Origin of the sequence: Streptomyces sp. V4I23 (genome assembly GCF_030817975.1) — a bacterium.
Classification (GTDB): Bacteria; Actinomycetota; Actinomycetes; order Streptomycetales; family Streptomycetaceae; genus Streptomyces.
Window position 1 is genome coordinate 58,360 of sequence record NZ_JAUSZW010000003.1, and the last position, 19,464, is coordinate 77,823.

At 68.7% G+C, this 19,464-nt stretch carries 1 protein-coding gene (only partly in view); it reads right to left on the reverse strand.

The genetic code is table 11. The annotated features are described in order from the left end of the window. A protein-coding gene (locus QFZ82_RS01905; RefSeq protein ID WP_307711441.1) for a helix-turn-helix domain-containing protein crosses the window boundary here: on the reverse strand, positions 1 to 19,464 show its 3' portion. It continues 8,289 nt past the right edge of the window; only the last 19,464 of its 27,753 coding nucleotides appear in the window; its start codon lies off the right edge, out of view — the gene reads right to left on this strand; the stop codon is at positions 1 to 3.

The window sequence follows — 19,464 nt, forward strand, 5'->3', positions numbered from 1 at the left end:
TTAGTCTTCGACGTCGGACTCGGAGGGATCCTCGTCCTCCTCGACGTCGGAGGACCCGAAGGGATTCCCCTCGTACCCCTCGACGTCGAACTCGAAGAAATTCCCCTCGTCCTCCTCGACGTCGGACTCGGAGGGATCCTCGTCCTCCTCGACGTCGGAGGACCCGAAGGGATTCCCCTCGTACCCCTCGACGTCGAACTCGAAGAAATTCCCCTCGTCCTCCTCGACGTCGGAGGACCCGAAGGGATTCCCCTCGTACCCCTCATAGAACAACGCGAGATCGGCGAAGGTCTGCCGCTGAGAAACGGGATAGACGATCGGCCCGGCGCCGTCACGGTCCGCTTCGAACCGGTATGCGGCATCGTCGAAGGCCGACTCGTCGGGGAACATGCCGTCCATCAAAGCGGCGGACTCGTCCATGCCGGAAAGCCGATGGAACATCCGGTGCTGATAGTCCGACGGGGTCTCGACCTGGAAGCCGCTGCCATGGTCCAGCTTCGGATCATCCTCGTCCCCCGTCACATACAGCGCTACGTCGGGTCTCACCGCGCCGGGATGGTGGCGTCGTGGGTCACCGGCCCAGGGACCGAGGTTGGGGCGTCCCCCCAGGCTATGCTCCTCAAGCTGGGTGTAGCTCAGAATCGGCCGGCTCAGGCCCGGCACGAACCTGATCAGTGGCGTCCCTTCCGGCCCATGGGAGCTGGCGATCTCCGCGAACACCGTCTGTTCGGAATCGGTCTGCGGCTTCCAGAACATATGCGCACCGTGCATCACGCCCATGGCCCGCTCGACCATGTCGCTCTCGATCGCGGCGTACTCCTCATCGGTGAGCCGGAAACCGTCTGGGTCGTGGATGTCCAACACATCGTGGTCGCCTGCGACCGGCTTCTCCTCGCCCTGCTCGTTGAGGCCCCAGACGACTCCGTCGACGACCCAGAAGCGCCCGGTCTCCTCCAGTTGCCGCATATTCGGAAGCTGATCGTGGTACTCGGCAGTCCGCTGCCGATGGCGCGCCTGAACGCGTTCGAAGAGCCCTGGAACCGCGTCCATCTCCTCGGTTCGCACCAGCGGACCCGGCAGGAAGAAGCCGACCAAGCCCCGGTCCTCGGCCCGGGCGCCGAGCCAGAGGTCCTCCTCACCGATCGTCTTCGCCTTGATGTCCATGGGTTTGGGCAGCGCCCCGGCGTACAGATGGGGCACGGAGTCCGGGTTGGTGGGCCGGACCTCGAGGACGACGTTGCGTTCGTCGGCCATCCGCTGGAATTTCGCCTGGTTCATTCTGGGGATGCCCAGCACCCGCTCCGTGTAGCCCTCTGACACCGACATGAACTCGACCTGCGACATCACTTCCGCCGGCACCTGGACTATCTCGGGCTTGTACGAGGGGACGCTTCCCTCGGACAGATTGCGGTGAGCCACAGGCCGAAGGGCTGTCTCGCCCGCCAGCCATTGGGAGGTTGTGTAGTCGATTGGCGAGATGTTCAGAGCGTCGATCCCGGGAACTGGCTCGTTCGGGCCCTGCACAGGGTGGTCGGAGGGGGTGGGAGCAACGGTGGCGACGATCGACGACTCCGGGACGGTCTGGTGCTGTGTGGTCACGCTTGTCGCTGCAAGGCGCGCCAGGCGCAATTGCATGGAACTGAGTGCGACATGCTTGAGTTTGGCCGACTCGGCCAGTTCGAAGAGCTCCAACCGGTGCCCGTCACTCACCAGGGCGTCCGAGGGCAGGCGGAACACCCTGCGGATCAGGTGATCCAGGTGCTCCACCCGTAGCGGTCCGGTGTGACCGAACTCCTTCCGCAGAATGTTGCTCAGTTGCCGGCCAACGATCAGGCGGCGCTTCTCCGGAATCCCGTTGTCCTGTATGGCCTCGCGCACGAAGTGGATGAGCTCCTTCGTACGAAGAGCCTCCCGGGGGCTGACGGGCTTGTCCTCGCGCGGGCGGAACAGGGAGTGCGGGGCCCTGTGCAGACGGATGTCCTTGGCCAACTCGACCAGCTGCCCGATGGTGAGGGAGAGAGTTCCGTCGAAGGACCTCTCCGTCGTGATGTGAAATTCATATTGCGTATCCAGTGAGCCGTCGGTGCTGCCCTGCCAGACCTCGCGGTCGGAACGCAGCTCGAAGTTCTGCACCAGTTCGAAGTGGTGTGTGCCGAGGGTGGCGTCGCCTGGCAGGGGGTCCCTGTCCTGCCGTGAGGTGAGGCTCGTGGCAAGCGCCTGCTGGAAGAAGTTCAGTGTGGACTCGACCCGTTCGGCGGCGACCTGTAGGTCTTCGTCCTCGTGAATCTGGGCGGTGAAATGGATCTGCGGCGGTCGCATGCCTTGACTGACACGCCACAGTCCAACCTTGGCGAGCCCGTCGGTGAGTTTGTTCAGCCGGTTCCGGTGGACGTCCTTCATGCCCTGCGGCATCTCGGCGACGAAGCCTGCCTGGAACTGTTGGACGTTGTCGACGTGACCACCCCTGACCAGGGCGACCAGCGGGTTGCTGAAGACCGATTCATCGGTGCCGGCCCACATATCGTAAAAGCTCTCACCAGGGCTACGCCCGTGCATGGTGAGGAACCAGTCCTCGTTCCGGTCTCCATAGGTGTCCGCCGACAGCAAGCTCATAAAGCGGCTGGCGGTTCTCATGGCCACCGACTCCTGTTTCACCAACGCCTCCCTGCCCGCGGTGGAGTCGGGGACCGATGACGGGTCCGCATTCAGCGCCGCGATCTCCTGGCGGATGGTGTGGACTTTTTGGAGCGCCTCGGCCAGGTAGTAGCGCTTGGTCTTCTTGACGTGGCCACTCGGCCCGGCCGCCTTCTCCAGCCGCTCGACCACGTCCTGGATGGAGTCTCCGTAATGGGCGAGGTTGGCCTCGATGGCGTCGCGCATGTCCTGTTTGAAGGCCAGGCGGGAGGTGAACATCTGCAGCGCGATGTGGTGGTTCTCGTTGCCCGCCACGACTGGTGCGAGGTGGTAGCCGGCGGTCTTCTGGAATGCGGGCATGTCCTCGGCCGTACCGTGGGCGTAGTCCTGGTTGTAGCACCGGGAGTCGTCGACGCTGTGCGGCAGCGCCTGGATGATGTAGGCCTCTCCGGGCCGTTGTGCGATCGCCATTTGGTTGACGCCGATCCTCATGTTCAGCTCCCGCCAGCGCTCGGCGGCCTCCGGGTTGTGCTTGGCTCGGAACTGGGCCTGCCCGTACTCCCTCCCTACCACCGGCCAGTCCTCCTCCATCGAGTTCCAGACCTGGCCCAGAAGGTCGTGTCCCCACTCCACGCCGAGTGCGGTGTCCGGCTGGTCCTCGGGCGCGTTGAAGGCCTCCGCGAGCCCCTGGGCAAGGTAGGCGGGCCCGGAGATTTCCATGTCGTAGCTGAAGCTGGCGAGGGCGGTCTCGGTGGCTCCGGTGCCGCCCTCCCTGAGAGGCCGGGTGTCGTGCAGCAAAAGGTAGTCGTGCCGCCCGCCCAGAACCTTTTCAGAGAGGTCGCGGCTCGCGGCACCCAGCTCGCCCCTGATATCGGGCGTGACTTTGTACAGTCGCTTCGTCCGACCGTCGTGCTCGAACTCCACGTACGTTGAGGTGTCCAGGATCAGCGTCACCTTGCCACCGGCCAGGTCGATGTGCTTCTGGGACTCGGAGACGACGGCTTCGGTGGCGAAGAACTCCCTGTTCGGCCCAGACTGGGCGGCGAGGGCCAGGTTTCCGTCGCCGGAGACTTCCAGTGCGGGGTGGTCGTCCGACTCCACCGGCCGCGCCGCCTTGAAGATGGGGAACGGCGCCGTCTCGGGGTCCGCTGCCGGGACGATACGGCTGGTCGAGCGATACGAGAACGGGGCATCGGGCAGCTTTGCGGAGTCCGGCGCATCCTGCAGTCCCGTGAAGGACGACTGCAGCGTGTAGTCGGTGACCAGGCGCTTGGGCTTGGCCGTGCCGTCGGTGTACACCTCGCGTCGGCCGAGTACTGCCCCCAGCTCTGCTGTGCCGGGGGGGGCGAAGCGCTCCGCCGGTGACAGGTCGGCCGCTTTATCCCGGGCGGGCGTCTCTTCCCTGCGGACATCCGTGCGCGGCTCCGAGGGCCGCGGAGGCGTCGAGACGGCCGTCACCTCGATCGGGCCACCCAGCTCGATGGACATGGTCGGGTTAGGGGCGGCCGGTGCCAGGCCGACCATGTAGCGCCCGTAATGCAACAGCAGCAGGAGGTTGGGGCCGGCGGCCCCACCGAGGTGGCGGACGGATGAGGCGTCGTCCAGCTCCGCGAGGGTGACGCGGAAGCCGAGCCTGCGCCCCATCAGGTCCGCGACGATTTCGCTGACGAGGCCGTCCCGCATGTCCTCGCGGCCCAGCAGGATCCGGAACTGGTCGGCCCGGGTGAGGTTGGCGTCCTGGGCCGTGATCTTTCCTCCCTGGAGGGCTGCCTGCGTGCGGATGCGAACGCTCAGCTGAATGCCGATGGCCGACAGCTCGTCCGTGGTCACCCGCTGCCGCTGGTCGAGCAGCCGCGTTTCCTCAGGGATGTCGGCGTCGGTCACCGCGCCGCTGACCCAGCGGAGCACGGACTCGGTGTTCTGGGCCAGCATCTGGCCGGAGTTCACGCCCAGTTCGCGGCCAGTGTCCGTGGTGAGCAACTCAGGCGCGGAGTAGACCAGACCATGCACGACCGCCTCGGTCATGCGTTGGCCCAATCCCGGCACCTCCCGCACGGACAGGTCCCTTCCGGCGTATCGGACGACCCAGTCTCCGGCGACCGACTCGTGGCCGTCCCGCACGGATTGGGCCACCGGCGGTGGCAGTCGGATTCCGCTCTCCACGAGGTGCCGGATGGCGAGATGGCGCCGCGACTGTGCGGGGCGGACGGACTTGAAGAGATCCGAGACGCCGAAGGTGTTGTGCAAGGCCTGGGACGGCCTGGGCGGCATCTCGACCACGGTGTAGCGGTCGTATTCCCGGTCCGTTCCGAGGTCCGCTACCTCCCGCTTGATGATGCGGAACGCAGTAGGCGAGTACAGCACCTCGTTCTCCTGCGGCACGGAGGAGAACGGGGCGATATTTGGCGCGGTGGAACGTGGGACGTGCCCCAGCTCGGGTCGGCCGTAAACGCGGTAGTACTCCAGGAATTCGGTTGCCACGCTTTCGTAGAGCGTGGTGCCGCGGAACCACGGCTCGAACTTGACCGTCGCAGTCAGCAGCGGGCCGCTGTCCCTCCCTCCTTCGGGGCCACCTGCCGTCCAGGCCCCCCACCAGACTTCGGCATTGGACGGCGGCAGCAGCTCGAGAGCCTCGGCCGCCATGTCGATGTGCACGGGAAGCTGCACGCGGATGCGTTCGGTGACCCCCCGCAGACCACCGTCCACTCGTGCCCTGAGGTCGTCGCTGGGCGCCCTCGTGAGCTCGTCCAGGTCCCTGCCCAGGGTCCGGAACCCGGCGTCTTCCAGCAGCAGTTCCGGTATGGCGAAAGCTCCATCGCGGGCGAACTCTCGCGCCAGGCTACGGATTCTGGCCTTCATCACCCAGCTGGCGGCCCGGTCGCCGAGGCGCCCGGCCTGGGTGTAGGTACTAAACAGCTTCCAGTCGTGGTACGTGTAGCGGTAGATCGCCGCCAGATGGGCGCGCTGCAGAGAGCGCATCGCCTGCCGCCCGCTTTCGCCGTGCCGCTCCAGCCACTTGAACGCGAACTCGTGCCGGCCGAGGGAGCCCTCCCGAGGCTTGGCTCCGGACAGGGCTGCGGCCAGTTCCCTCTCCACGCCGTCGGGTACGACAGAGCCGTCCCGGGCGGTGAACCGGTACCGGGTGGCATAGAGACGGTGGTGCGGCAGCTCCCCCTTCGTACCGAACTGGGAGGCGGCCCATCGGTGCAGGCGTGATGCGTCCATGGACAGCGCGGTGGTCAGGGCCTCGTCGTCCACACCCACTTCGGCAGCCTGCGCGTCACGCAGAACCTCGTGGAGGGACTGGACGCCCGACCCCAGCGCCCACGCCAGGACCGCCCTGCGGAACTGGAGCAGTTCAGCGGTGTCCGCTCCTAGCATCCGGTACGACTGCATCAGCGCCAGGGCGGGACCTCGTGTGCCACCTGTGTGGCGGAACCCGCGCCCGTCGTGCGCGAACCGGTACGGCCCGCCGTGCGCACCCCAAGGCATCCAGACCGGCCGGGCGATCAGGCCTGGGACGGTCTGCGCCAGCGTGGCGGGCGCGTCAGAGTACACCGCGTATGCGAAGGCATCCATCAAGGCGGGCAGTCCGGGATCCGTCGCTATGAACTCGTGCACCGACGGTGCGGGCTCCTGCTCGCTCCTGCGCCCTGGGAAGAAGACCTCGTTCACCGCCCGCGTCCCATGACGCCGAGCCAGGAAGCCGTAGAGACTCGTCAGCGCCCGCACCGTGGCGGAGACGGCGCCTGGATTCTGGGCCAAGGCCGTCGCCAGGCTCATCTCGTATTCGACGCTCATGCGACGCCATGTCTGGTCTGTGTAGAGCGACGCGAACCGTACGCTCTGGACCGAGCCGGTCGGCCGCCAGCCCGTCACCGACCAGGCGGTGGCTTGCGGATCGACGCCGGCCGGGCCTGGAGGCGTCAGGGGCGAGATCGCCGACTGGGTGGGCGGTTGGCCCGGCCGCGCCACAATCCAACTCGTCGGGCGGCCCTGCGCGTCGTCGAGGAGGTGGACATCCGCAGTCATATCCTCGCTGCCGCGCGGGGCGATCGCGATCTGCGCCTCGGGCCTGATGATCGTCAGGCCGCTCCGGTCGGCGAGCCGCTGCAGGGAGGCCGTCGTGGCGTCCCGGTCCTCGGACTCGCCGGGCGAGCAGGCCGCGATTACCAGGGTGTGGAAGCCGGCTGCGACCAGTCCGCCGTCCATCAGATCCCGCGCCCAGGCGTACTCCGACGCTGTCTCGCCATCCCCGGCCAGAGCTGTGACCAGCGCGTCCGCCGCCTTGCCGTGCATCGCGAAGAACGCCGTGCCGCTCCCTCCGGCAGGCATCGGCACCCGCACCGCCACCGACTCGCCACCGGGACCGAGGCTCCACTGCTCGTACTCCGAGACCTCCTTCAAACGGCCGTAGACCTTTTCGCGCAGCTGGAAGTCCCGCTCCGTGAACACCGTCCAGACGAACGTCGTCCCGTCCTCGCCGGACAGGGTCCGAAGCGCCAGGTCCGCCTGCCCGACACTCCCGGCCGCCGGGCTGTTGACCAGCTCCGCGGGCGGGTAGGCCGGAGCCTCCCGGCCCTCGTCGGACACGGGCGCGGCAGCGTAGGTCTCCGTCCGGCCGCCGGGGTGGTGGACCAACCAGCTGCCCGGCTGGCCGTCGGGCGCCTCCAGCAGGTGGAGGTATCCACGGTCGCCGCCGTCCGGAGGGGTGACGGTGGCGCCCCAGCGGGGCTGAAGGACCGTGAGTCCGGTGGAAGTGCTGACGAGGCGGCCCGCCCCGGGATCCGTGGGTCCGTTGCCGAGCAGCACGATGACCGTCCCGGCACGGAGCTTGGCGAGGCTCGGACGGTGCGGCGTCGCGCTCGTGACGTCGCCGGCGAGGAAGAAGCGGGACCGTCCTTCCAATGGCAGCGGCAGCAGCCTCGGCGTACGGCGGCCGTCCGCGGTCCTGGTCCACTCGACGTAGTGACTCGCCTTGGCCGCCTGCCGCAGCGTCCCCTCACTGCGCTGCCATTCGGCCGGGCTGATCATCACCTCGCCCAAGCTCTCGCCGTTCTTGTCGAGGATGCTGTGGATGAGTGTCTGGGTGTCCCAGCCTGGGGCCGGCGCAAGCTGGGGGTCTGGGACCAGCCCCAGCCGGTTATCCAGATCCTGGATCACACCGGCCTGCACTAGGCGCGCAGCTGACCACAGAGTCATGCGGATGACGACGGGTACCGGCAGCGACGCCTCCACGGTGCCCAGGGCGCGCTTTGAGCCGAAGCGGCGGTTCAGTCCGGCCTCCAGCCGCAGGTCTACGTCGAACTGCACCAGTACCGAGGTGCCGACGATCCTTGGGCGCGAAATGGTGCCGGATATGTTCCCAGCATCCTCCTCGAGTCCCGAGGAGTGGCTAGGCGCACCAGTGATCCTGTGGTCGTGAACGTCCCCCTCCCGGAAGCGCAGCCAGCCCCCGCCGAAGTGCGACCCTCCGCCCGACTCGCCGTCGGACGTGCTCGTAGCATGCCCCTGCTGGATGAGCCGCGCCTGCGTGTCGCCGGTTATCTCGAAGGACATCCGATCGCCCGGCCCGAGGACCTCTCCGCCGGTGAACCGGCTGTACAGCTCAACGTCGAGGTCCTGGTGCCCGTCCAGCAGCGAGGAGAAAACGAACACGTCGGGCAGCCGTCCGCCGGTGGTGAGCCCCGGCAGCGCGGCCGTCAGCCACTCGTGTGAGACGTTCCCCTCCAGCATGTTCGACGCGTCCGTGCCGACGGCGTGCAGCTCCGGCGGCGCGCCGAGGCCGCGGGCCAGCTGCCGCAGGGCGGACTTCAGGACAGGTGTGCCCTGGAAGCTCTCGACCTGGGCTTCCGGCGGCAGCGGCGTGCCCTTCGCACGCCACTGTTCGAGGGCACGCGAGCGGTCCTGAGGAAGTGCCGGAAGCAAGGCCGGTGCGGTCACTTCGCGGCTCGGCCGTCGGCGGGCGAGCGCCATGACGTCCGCCTCCAGCATGCGGTGCAACAGGAAGCGGTCGTCCTCGCCGCGGCCCGGCGCTTCGAGCGGTACGACAGCGTCCGGTGCGGCGTCCGCGGGGCGGCCGGCCTCGTGGAGCTCCAGCCTCGCCGTCACGGGGAATTTCATGTTGACCGCTAGGGCGTCGGGCGAGGATGCCGTGCGGACACTGGCCTGGTACTTCCGGCTCTGCTCCCGCGCCACCGACCGCTCGCTCCCCGCGCTGGGCACAATCATCGGAGCGAGGCCGCCGGAGTCGTGTTCCTTCTCATCGCTGAGCTTGATGACGGGCAGCACGACTAGGGCGCGCTCCTTGGCAGCCACGCGGCTCTTGGCCTGTTTCTCCTCGTAGATCGCCTTGGTGGTGTACTCCAACTTCCGGCGGTCGGCCGCTCGGCTGTCGAACTCGCCCGCGCCCCGGGTCACGGAGAACCGGACGACGTAGGCCGGCGCTCCGTTCCGCTCGTAGAGCGTGACGGCCGTACCGCCGTCCGTCGCGCCGCCAACCAGCGACGAGCCTCCCACCTCGGTGAGCAGGGTCATGAGGCGCCGTGTGTTGCGGTAGCGGTCGTCGACCAGCTGCCACGGCAGCAGCTCCTCGGCGTAGTCCTCACCGCGCAGGGCCGTCAGTCCGGCACGCAGGTCGGGAAGCAGCCTGTTGAAGTCCGGTATGTGCTCCATCTGGCCGAGGCCCAGCGAGCCGGTGTCCGGCAGCTGCAGAAGGACCGCAGGGTCCTTGAGCGGCGGCGGGGGGAGAGTCTTGGCGCTGCCGGCGTTCTCGGTCGATCGGCTCAGGTACGCGTCCAGTTCCCGGCCGAGGCCAAGCGCACGCACCTGGGATTCACTCAGCCATGCCGAGACGGCGCGGGGGACCCTGCGCCCACCGCTGGCGACCGTGGGCGCGCCACCGCGGAACTTGGTCTCGGCCACCACCAGCACATCTCGGTCTGCCTTGACCAGCACCATCCGCTCTCCGGGCGCGGAGGCAGCCGCCCGTCCGATGCTGCCTTCGATGCCGTACGACGTCGACCGCGACCAGCCGCGCGCCAGGCCCAGCCCCATGCCACCGAGCTGCCACAGCGGCGACGCGGCGCCGGCACCGAGAAAGAATCCCCCGAATGATAGGGAGAGACCGCCGCCGCGCGTGATGGACGCCTTGTGTCCGCCGCTGTCGGTCCGGTCGATCGGGGGCGTTTTCTTCTCCCCGTCCGTCACGTGCACCACGGTGGGCCGGACGGCGTGGAACCGGACCCCGAGAGCTCCCTTGAGGCCGCCAAGCCGCCGGTCGAAGCGCAGACCGTCCACCACCCAGACGTGCTGCGTGCCGGTCGGGAAGCCGCTCGCGAACGCCTCCGGGCTCAGCGCTTCCTCGACCAGCATTCCCGGGTCCAGGCCTTGGACCCCGAGCGCTCGGTCGCCGCCGGCGGCCTTGGCCAGCAGCTCCTGGGCCAGTTCGATCAAGGCCTTGTCCACTCCGGCGTCCTCGAGCAGCAGCCAGTCGGTGAGCTCCGTTTCCTCGGGCTGTCGCGCCCAGCTCTGGTCGTACATGTCGGCGATGCCGAGCGCCGGGGGGACGGCGATCGGGACCGCAGGTTCAGCTGCCGGCGGTAGTCCGTTGCGGGTCGGCCGGATCGTCAGCGAGGTGGGAGCGGTAAAGAGGACGGGCACTGGTTCGAATGATGTGTCCTCCTCATTCGAACTGTCGGTCCTCAGGAGTGTGACGACCTCTGGGGTGTGGCGGCCCGGGGCACCGGGGGCGACCGAACGCCGCCACTGCCTCGGCCGCCGGACAGAGGTGATTTCGATGTCGAAGTCGAGGGTCGACTCGAAGGCGCTGATCGGTGCTTGGCCGTCGAGCAGGGTGCCGACGGCGCGGTAGGCCTTCAGGTTTCTCGTGGACGAACGCTGACTGTAGGCGCCGATGTCACCGACAGCGACGAGGTACAGGTGTCCGGGAATCGGTTTCGCCATGCCATGGCCCCGCAGGCCCACCCCGAATTGGCTCGACGCCACGCCGTCGACTCCGGTGCTCAGTACCGACCCGTACAGCGCGCCCCAGTCCTCGGTGTCACCGCGGTAGTCGAGGGGATCGCGTAGCCGACCCTTGACCCGGATGACCAGGTTTTCCGTACTGTCCAGATGCTTACGACGCATGCGGACGAGGACGCCGGAGGTCAGCAGCTTCCGCTTGCGAGCCTGCAAGTTAGTGGTGGACAGCGTCGTGGTCAGCGCGCGGTAGTTCTGTCGCTTCTGGACTTCGTCGGCCTTGAACACGCGCCAGGTCGGCCGGCTGTCAGACCCATCGAAGCCGGGGAGGAAGCCGTCCAGTTCGGACTTGTCACGGAACAGCTGCTCGAGGCCCGCCACGAGCTGGGAGCTGTCCAGTCCGGTCAGCGTCGTAGTGCTGCCCAGAGGCCCCGCCGGCAGGACGCGGTCGAAGCCGGGGTGGTGGAACAGCGGTCCGGGGGACTGCATGCCGTCGGGCAGCGGCAGGCCCAGTTCGGCGGCCTCTTCCGCACGCATGGAGAACCAGACCTTCACCTCCGCCTCGGTCGGCTGGTCTGCGGCGCGGCTGAGGAGCGGCCGCGGCCCAGTGCCGCTCACTTCGACGCGGACGCGGGCCTCGTAGAAGACCTGCTTACCCTCGACCTCGCCGCCCTGGGCCGCCACCGCCGTAGCGTCCACAGCCACTGAGCGGCTCCGGCTGTACTGCACGGCGGGCGTGATGAAGAACCGAGCCCGCGGCCCGCCGAGCATCGTGCCGATGCCTATGCCGGGTCCGGCCGCGATGCCCCAGCCGTCCTTCTTGGTGATCTCCGTCGTGTGGCCGATCGACGACTCCTGGCTCATACCCGTGGCAGCCGGATTCGGGCCGTTCCACGGGGCGCGCTCGGCGGGGGCGGGGGCGGTTCCGGTCGCCGCGCCCGGGCCGCTGCCCAGCCTGGGGATCGGTGCCAGGGCGGTGATCGTGGCCCTGGACCGGTACCCGCCGCTGATCCCTACGTGCTCACTCGTCAGGTCTTCCGAGAGGACCCAGCCCGCCAGGGTGCGGGGCAGAGCCCGGGCGAAGGCATCCGAGGAGACCGCTGCGAACGCCACCGCACGGCCCGGCGCCCCAGGACTGATGACGGAAGGGTGCACCTGCTTCTTGATTGCGCCGAAGAGGCCCCCGGTTCCCTCGAACGATCTCCCCGTGTCGGCTGACAGCGGCACCATTGACCGGGCGCGCTTCAGTCCTTCCGCCGTACGGGCGTCGATCGGTGTCATCCGCGGCGGCCGTGCCTTCACACCGTCAGGTACGAGTTCATCGACGGGGATCCGCGCCACGACAGAACCCTGGCCCTGGAGCGTCCGCCCGCCCGCGACCCCGCCCTTCTGTACCCGCAGGTGCCAGAGAACCTGGCGCGGCACCGTGACCAGACCGCGCCCGCTGATCACCACCCGGCCTTCCTCGACGCCCAGCGCCCCGCCCGTCTTCACGCTCCACTGGCGCAGAGGAAACTCGACGCCGACCGAGGCGCCGGCGAGTATGAGCGGATGGGGCGTCGGGACCAGGAACGCTCCCCTGCCTCGCAGCCCGACGCCGCCGGTGTAGCTCGACCCGAACCCGCTGGACGCGCCGCTCTTGCGGGAGACGATGCTGCCGGAACCGACGTGCTCGGGGTCGTCCGTGGCGGTGATCAGTGGTCGCCGCTCCTGGGGGTCGCGGGTCATCCAGACCGCGACGTCGTACCAGCCGTCGCCCCCCTTGATCTGGTACGGCTTGCCGTGGCCGAGAAACGCTTCGGGACTGGCGACGACCTCGTCCACGATCTCGTCGGGCGACCCGTTGCCGGTGAGGGCGCGGATCTGTTCGGCGATCCAATCGGTGCCGATAGGGCTGACCAGGTGTGCCGTACCGGCAGCTTTCAGCTTCTCCAGGTAGGAGGGAAGCCGCCAGCGACTGGTCTGTCCCCGCCGTGCCATGGCCGGAGCCAGAGCCGGCGTGGTGTGGGTGAACTCGCCGATCCGGCGGCCATTCTGGGTCACCGCTCGAGCGCTGACGTCGTCGCGGGCCCAAGCCGAGACGGGACGCCTCTCGGCTACCGACACCTCCCTCACCTTCGCGAGGACGTACGGCTGGCCCTCGGCGTCGGTCGCCCGCGTCCACGAGTCCACCCGGAACTCGGTTGGCGCGGAGTAGCGCACCATGCCCTCCGCGACGAAGCGAGACATGTCCCGACTGGTGGACTGCTCCACCAGGTACACCACGGGGTAGCGCGGCTCTCCTTCGGCGAGTCCGGCACCGGCGCGGGCCAGTTCGAAGGCACTCTCCACGGCCTCGGCCTGCCGAGTGGTCGCTCCGTGGAACGGTGGAACCGACACGGCGGGCCCTCCGGGACGCTCCGCTCCCGGGCGTCCCGGCTCCACGGCCGCCCACCACACGGGGCCGCCCACCTCCGGAAGGGCATCCAGGGCATCGGATACCACCGCGCGGTGCAGCGACGACTCCTCGAGCAGCCGGTCGGCACTCTCGCCGCCGCCGGCGAGCCGCAGCGCCTGTCCGTACAGCGTCTGACCCGACGCGACCGCGCGTGTGGCTCCCGCAGGGCCGCCCCCCTGCTGCCCGAGCAACTCGGCGTACATCCGCAGGTGCGGCGGCCGCAGCCCCGAGTCTGTCCCGTACGTCCCCTTCGTTTCGACGATACGGCTCGCTGATGCCAGCACCGTGCCCGCCCAGCGGTACAGCTCAGCCCCGTTGGCCGTGGACACATCCGGATCGGCGTCGGCACGGACCCCGGCACGATGCGACGCCTCGAGGATTTCGGCGAGCGAGTGCCCACTCGTGGCCATCAGCGCCTCGCGGAAGCCCACGGAGTCGCTGTCCGGCACATGCAGCCACTGGTGGACTCGCATCAGCCATTCTGCGGAGGCTGCCGTACTCTGCCCACGCCGCAGCCCTCGAGTGCGCATCACCGGGGTGAGTTCGTATCCCTCATCCGGGCGCCTCGCCTCGGATCCGCCAGGGTATGGACCCGGGTTGGTCGACCTGGTGACGTGCGTCGCCCGTCTTGTGGACCTCTCCCACAGTCGGTGCACCGCGTCCCGCGAGGCGGTGAAGAACCGGCTGACGCGCTGCGGCCTACCTGTGCCCTTCTCCTGCTCCCGCCAGAGCCGACTCAGCGTGTGAGTGTCGGTGGGGTTGGCGTAGGCCGCGTTGGCGAACGCGGTCATCAGTTCGTGCAGCGTCGCGTCGGAGCCGCTGTGAAGCAGCCGGTCCATCGCGGCTTCCACCTGGTCGCCTGCCAGGGCCGGAGCGAAGAAGGCCTGGCGGGCTTCGGCTGGCTGGTGCTGCCCGGACAGGTAGGCGTAGAGCCGCGCCACCGCGGCACGAGCCTGCGCCAGCACCTTCGGGTCCTGGGCAAGCAGCTCGGCGACGGCGTTCTCGTACTCATCGGTGAGCTCGTCCCAGCGGGGGGAGCCGTAGACGGCTGCGTCGTCCAGAGAAGGGGTTTCGGACTCGAAGTACCGGGCGATTCCGGCCCGTACCGTCTCCACGAGGGCGGCGGCCCGCTCCAGGAGCACCTCGCCGGCATCGGCCAGCCACGCTTCCCGGTCGGGGCCACTGTCGATGGCGCGGGCCTCGGCCACAAGTGCGCTAAAGACCTGATCCCCCATGAGGAGTTCGGGGAAGACCAGGTCGTCGTGCGCGAGTCCGTCCCGGACGGCCGCCGCGATTTCCTGTGCGAGGGCCGAGCGGTTCTTGCCCTCGACGTCGCTGTCCGCGGGCTCATCAAGGAACCGCCGGTGGACCAGCCGAGCGTCGGATGCGGGGACGGAGCGCGGAGCAGCGCCGTCAGCAGCCGCGTTCCAGTCCTGGCCTTCGGGCTGTTCGGACGCGTCGACCTCCACAGCCTGGTCGGTCACCCGCACATACTCGTAGGGTCCCGCGGCGTCCGCGCGCACCTCACGATCCACCACCCGCAACGTGACCGCGTCCGCGTACCGCGCCTCACCCCGAACCGGATCCGGCGAGAACAACGACACATCCCGGACAGGCGAGAACCGCGACACATCCCCGTCAGGCGGGGACACCACCTCGGCCAGCACCCGATGCACATCTGCAGTCGGCTCGGACTCGAAGCCCAGCAGATCACCCAGCGCCACCCGCTCGTGCGTCGTGCCCGCCGACAGCTGCGGCAGCACCAGCGTGTCGAACCCCTCCAGCAGCGCCCCCTCGTCCGGCACCGGACCAGGCGCGGTCATCGCCACCCACACCGACGAGCCACCAGGCCATGCCGGCAGAGCCTCCAGCGCCTCCAACGCCATCGCCCGATGCACCAGCGCCTCCCGCCGCAACCCCGGCAACAGCACACCAGCCCGGGTGAGCAGGTCCTCGACCGAGCCCTCGCGGGTCAAGGTACGGAAGTCCCGGTCGCGCATGAGCAGGAACGGATACCGGCCCGCACCATCAGCCGCCCGCCGCACCGCCGCGAACAGTGCATCCTCCGAGCCGCTACCGGCGATGAACCCGCCATCGGAACCACCCAGCAGATACAAGGCCACCACAGGAGCCCGATACACACCACTCAACGGCAAACCGCCACCGGCCAGCGACGACACAATGCCCTGGAGACTGGCCCCATCCCCGGTAACCTCAGCCGTCAACCCCCCGAAGCGCTCGAAATACATCGTCCAATGCGGCGGCTCCGTCTCCCGGTGCAACACCGCCTGAGCCCACGTATAAAGACCCACCGCGTCACCACGCAGCAGCCACGACTCCAGACCCCGGGCAGAGTCGTCACTGGCGGCCACCCACGCAGCCACAATGTCGTAAAGGGAGAACACGTTGCCGAGCAGCAACCCACCCAACAGCACCGCACGCAGCCGGCCCATGTCCTCGGCGAACAGCTTCAGTTCCTTCCGCATCCTCGTGAAGACGGTCGTCAGCTGAGCGGTCTCGCCGATAGTGAGGAACCCTCGCGCACGCAGGCTGTGGTATTCCGCACTGTCAGGGCCACCCCCCCCGTTTTCAGAGCCTGAAGCCAGGCTGCCGAGCAGGATGTGCACGTAATCCGCAAGCGTCGCCTCGGAGTTCTCATCCAGCAGTTCGTTCAGCCGCGTCGCGTAGTCGAAGGTGTCCGTGTCCTCCTGCGGGATCAGCTCCCGGTACGCGCTCTGCTCATCCCCCCCGACCCGGTCCAGGACGCTGTCATACAGGCGCTGGACGAAGTCACGCCCCCACGCGGCCGCCCACGGATCCCGAGCGAGCGCTCGGCCCAGGCTGTCCTCGTAGCCACGGGCCAGCTCCTCCCAGCGCTCCGTGCCGAAGAAGGCGCTGAACCGGTGCGGCTCTGCGGTGAAGGGACGCCGAGCCGCACGCTCCGCCGCCTGTGCCACCGCAGGCTCCCGGTATGTGAACGTCAGCCACCGCGGCTTCGGCTCGCCGGGAACAGAGAGGAGCACCCCGCGCACGCTGCGGCCACGCCGATCAATCTCGGTGCGCGAGGGTGCTGCCGTGACCGTCCGCCCTTCATGCTCGTCCGCCACGGCCTGCGCCCACGCGCTCATGCCCGGAACATCCCGCCCGGCAAGACAGGCATCCACGACCAGGTTGAGCCGCTCTCCGGGACGCAGGACCTCCAACAGGGTCTTCAGATGGCGTGCGACCTCACCACCCCGCGCCAACCGGAAGCCACGACGCGAACCGACATGGACCCTCGTGGCACGGCTATGGGACATCCACAGGAAGTCGGTGTCCGCGTCCCCCCACGGCACCTCGAAGGGACCCCTCTGGGACTCAATGCCCTTACCCGCGATGAAGTACTGCCGTCGGTCGAAGAAGGATTCGGCACCGCTCTGGTACACATAGCCGGCCTCGGAGTCGCTGAGGGCGCTAACGCCGAGGATTTGGCCGGTGATGGAGTGGTGGACGCGCCGTGTGATGAGCTCCCGGTCCCACTTCTTCGCCGGCAACGGTGCCGGAACCTCCTCCAGCACCACATGCGTGTACCGCAGCCCGGTCGCGGCATCCAGAACCTCCCCGCGCCCCACTTCCCGGAGCTCCGTCAGACGCGGGAACACCACCGGAGAGGTCTCCGGATCCCGCGCGAACACCGCCACATCCCGCGCCGACGAATCCCGCACCTCCCACACCACCGCACGCCGGCCCCCACCCTGGGCCGCCGCGGTGGCCAACGCCGCCTCCCTGCTCGACGTCGCCCGATACAGCGCCGGAACCTCAGTGACGAACTCATCCCCCCACGTCACCCACCACACCGAATCCAACACCGCCGGAAGCAGCTCCACCGCCTCCAGCACCATCTCCCGGTGCTGCGCCAGCTCACCCGCCATCCCACCCAACAACTGCACAGCACGAGCCACCGCATCCCGGCCCAGCTGGGCCAGTTGCACCGTCCTGTCAGACGCCTGAGCCGAAACCCCCAAAGCCGCATCCAACAACCCAGCGATGCCACCATCCCGCAGGAACAACAACGGAAGCACCGAACGCGCCTCCGCCGGAGAAGCGAACGCACGCTCCACCAACGACCGGACCACCGGACGCAAAGCATCCGCGCCAGGAGTGATCGGATCCCTCAGCAGCACCGCATCCGGACCGGTCGCCAGATACAACGCCGGAACATGCTCGACCCGAACATTCCGCAAGAAGCCCGCATCGCCATGCCGCAACATCCACGACCACAGCGCCTCCAACCGCCCCACACTGGCCCCGTCCCCGTCGCCGACGGCACCCTCGCCATCGGACGCGGCGAACTGGGAGTAAGCCTCGAGCGGACCTGGGACTTCAGCTACATCAGCGATCGACCGCAAGCCATCGCCGCCAGCGGTGAGTTCCGGAGTCAGCCAGGCAGTCGACTCCCCATACAGCCGCCGGTACGGAAGACCCAGATCATCCTCGTTGAAGTCCTCAGGCAGGTAGGGGCTCTTCAGCCGGTGGTTCAGCTTCAGGGCGTGGTCGGCCCACGCGTACAACACCATCGGATCCACGTCGTCCACATCGGGCTCAGCCCTGTCCCGCACCCCGGCCCGCTGCGCCGCCCGCAAGAACTCCACCAGCGACATCCGCCCCGAAGCCAGCATCCGGCCCATCAACGCATCACGGAACGCCACCGGATCCGCCTCGAGTGGCTCCAAAGCCTGGTAGACACCCAGCAGCCACCCCACCACATCCGCCGGCTCATCCGAGACCGGACGCAGCGGCAGACCCCGCACATTCAACTCCGGACGAGCAGCCCACAACCTGCCCAACGTGTGAGACGAAGATGCATTCGCATAAGCAGCGTTGACAAACGCCTCAATCACACTCCCCAGCGTCCTCTGGTCAGGCTCCTCTCGAAGGAGCTGAGGGAGCGCAGCCGGGGAGCCTGGGGCGAAGAACGCGCCCGTGACCTCCTCAACGCCGTAGCCGTCCCAAAGAAAGTCCGCGAGCCGATCGACAGCCATTCGCGCGGGCAGGATGAGCAGCCTGTCGCTGTTGAGGAGCCGGCCCATGGCCAGGTCGTAGGTCTCACTGAACAGCCTCAGCTCAGGCTGCTCCGGCCAGGGCCGCACCTCCTCCTCCGGCCCGGCCCCCACGTTCCAGTCCGATGACTCAGGTTTGGCCCCCGTGCCCACGGCGACATTCGACGGCGGCGAGGCATTGGCGGTTAGCACATTCCCGCCCGCGGGAGTCGGCGCCTGCCTGGTGTCGTCCGGCCCGGCCGCAGCCTCCCCGCCACGGGGCAGCGGCGGCGCAGGGGGAGCGGTGTCGAAGGCGTGCAGCAGCCGCGCATACTCCCGGCCCGCGCGGCCGGTCGGGGTATATCGATCGTTCTCCCAGTTCCTAACCGTCTTGTCCGTCACTGAGAGGTAATCGGCCATCTCCTGCCGGGTCCGGCCCGCCTTCTCCCGCAGGTTCACACGTTGGGCCGCGATGGGCAGCTGCGGCGCAGGGGGAGCGGTGTCGAAGCCGTGCAGCAGCCACGCATACTCCCGGCCCGCGCGGCCGGTCGGGGTAGCTTGACCGCTCTCCCAGCGCTTAACCGTCTTGTCCGCCACTGAGAGGTAATCGGCCATCTCCAGCCGGGTCCAGCCCGCCTTCTCCCGCAGGCCCGCACGTTGGGCCGCGGTGGGCAGCGGCGGCACAGCGGGAGCGTTCGCGAAGGCGTGCAGCAGCCGCGCATACGCCTCGGCGACCGCGGTGCCGGGCTCGGAGCCGCCCTCGATCTCCCACCGCCTCACCTCGTCCGCCGTCACGCCGAGGAACGCGGCCACCTCTTCCTGTGTCCAGCCCACGCGCCATCGCAGGTCGCTGCGTGCGGCCCTGCTGGAGGGCAGCTCCGGTGCCTGCTGGCCGGCTGCAGGCTGCAACCCCACAGCGGGAGCGGTGTCGAAGCCCTGCAGCAGCCACGCATACGCCTCGGCGACCGCGGTGCCGGGCTCGGAGCCGCCCTCGCTCTCCCACTGCCCCACCTCGTCCGCCGTCACGCCGAGGAACGTGGCCACCTGTTCCTGTGTCCAGCCCACGCGCTGTCGCAGGTGGCTGCGTGCGGCCCTGGAGGGCAGCTCCGGTGCCCACCACTCGGCACCCGCCGCCTGGCCACCCGACACGACAGAAACCGCGGAGCCCTCGCCGGCCGGAACCTCCGGCATCTCCACATCACTGTCAGTCCCGTCACCCGACGCCCCGACCAGACCCGCGGCATCCGACATCGCCACATCACTGTCATCAGTGGCGTCACTGGCAGCATCGTCCTGGGTGTCATCACTGGCAGGATGGGCAGGATTGTGCTGAGTGTGCGGTGACGACGGGGCCGCAGCCGGGCCCGCTGAGCCGCCGGGAACCACAAGCTCTGG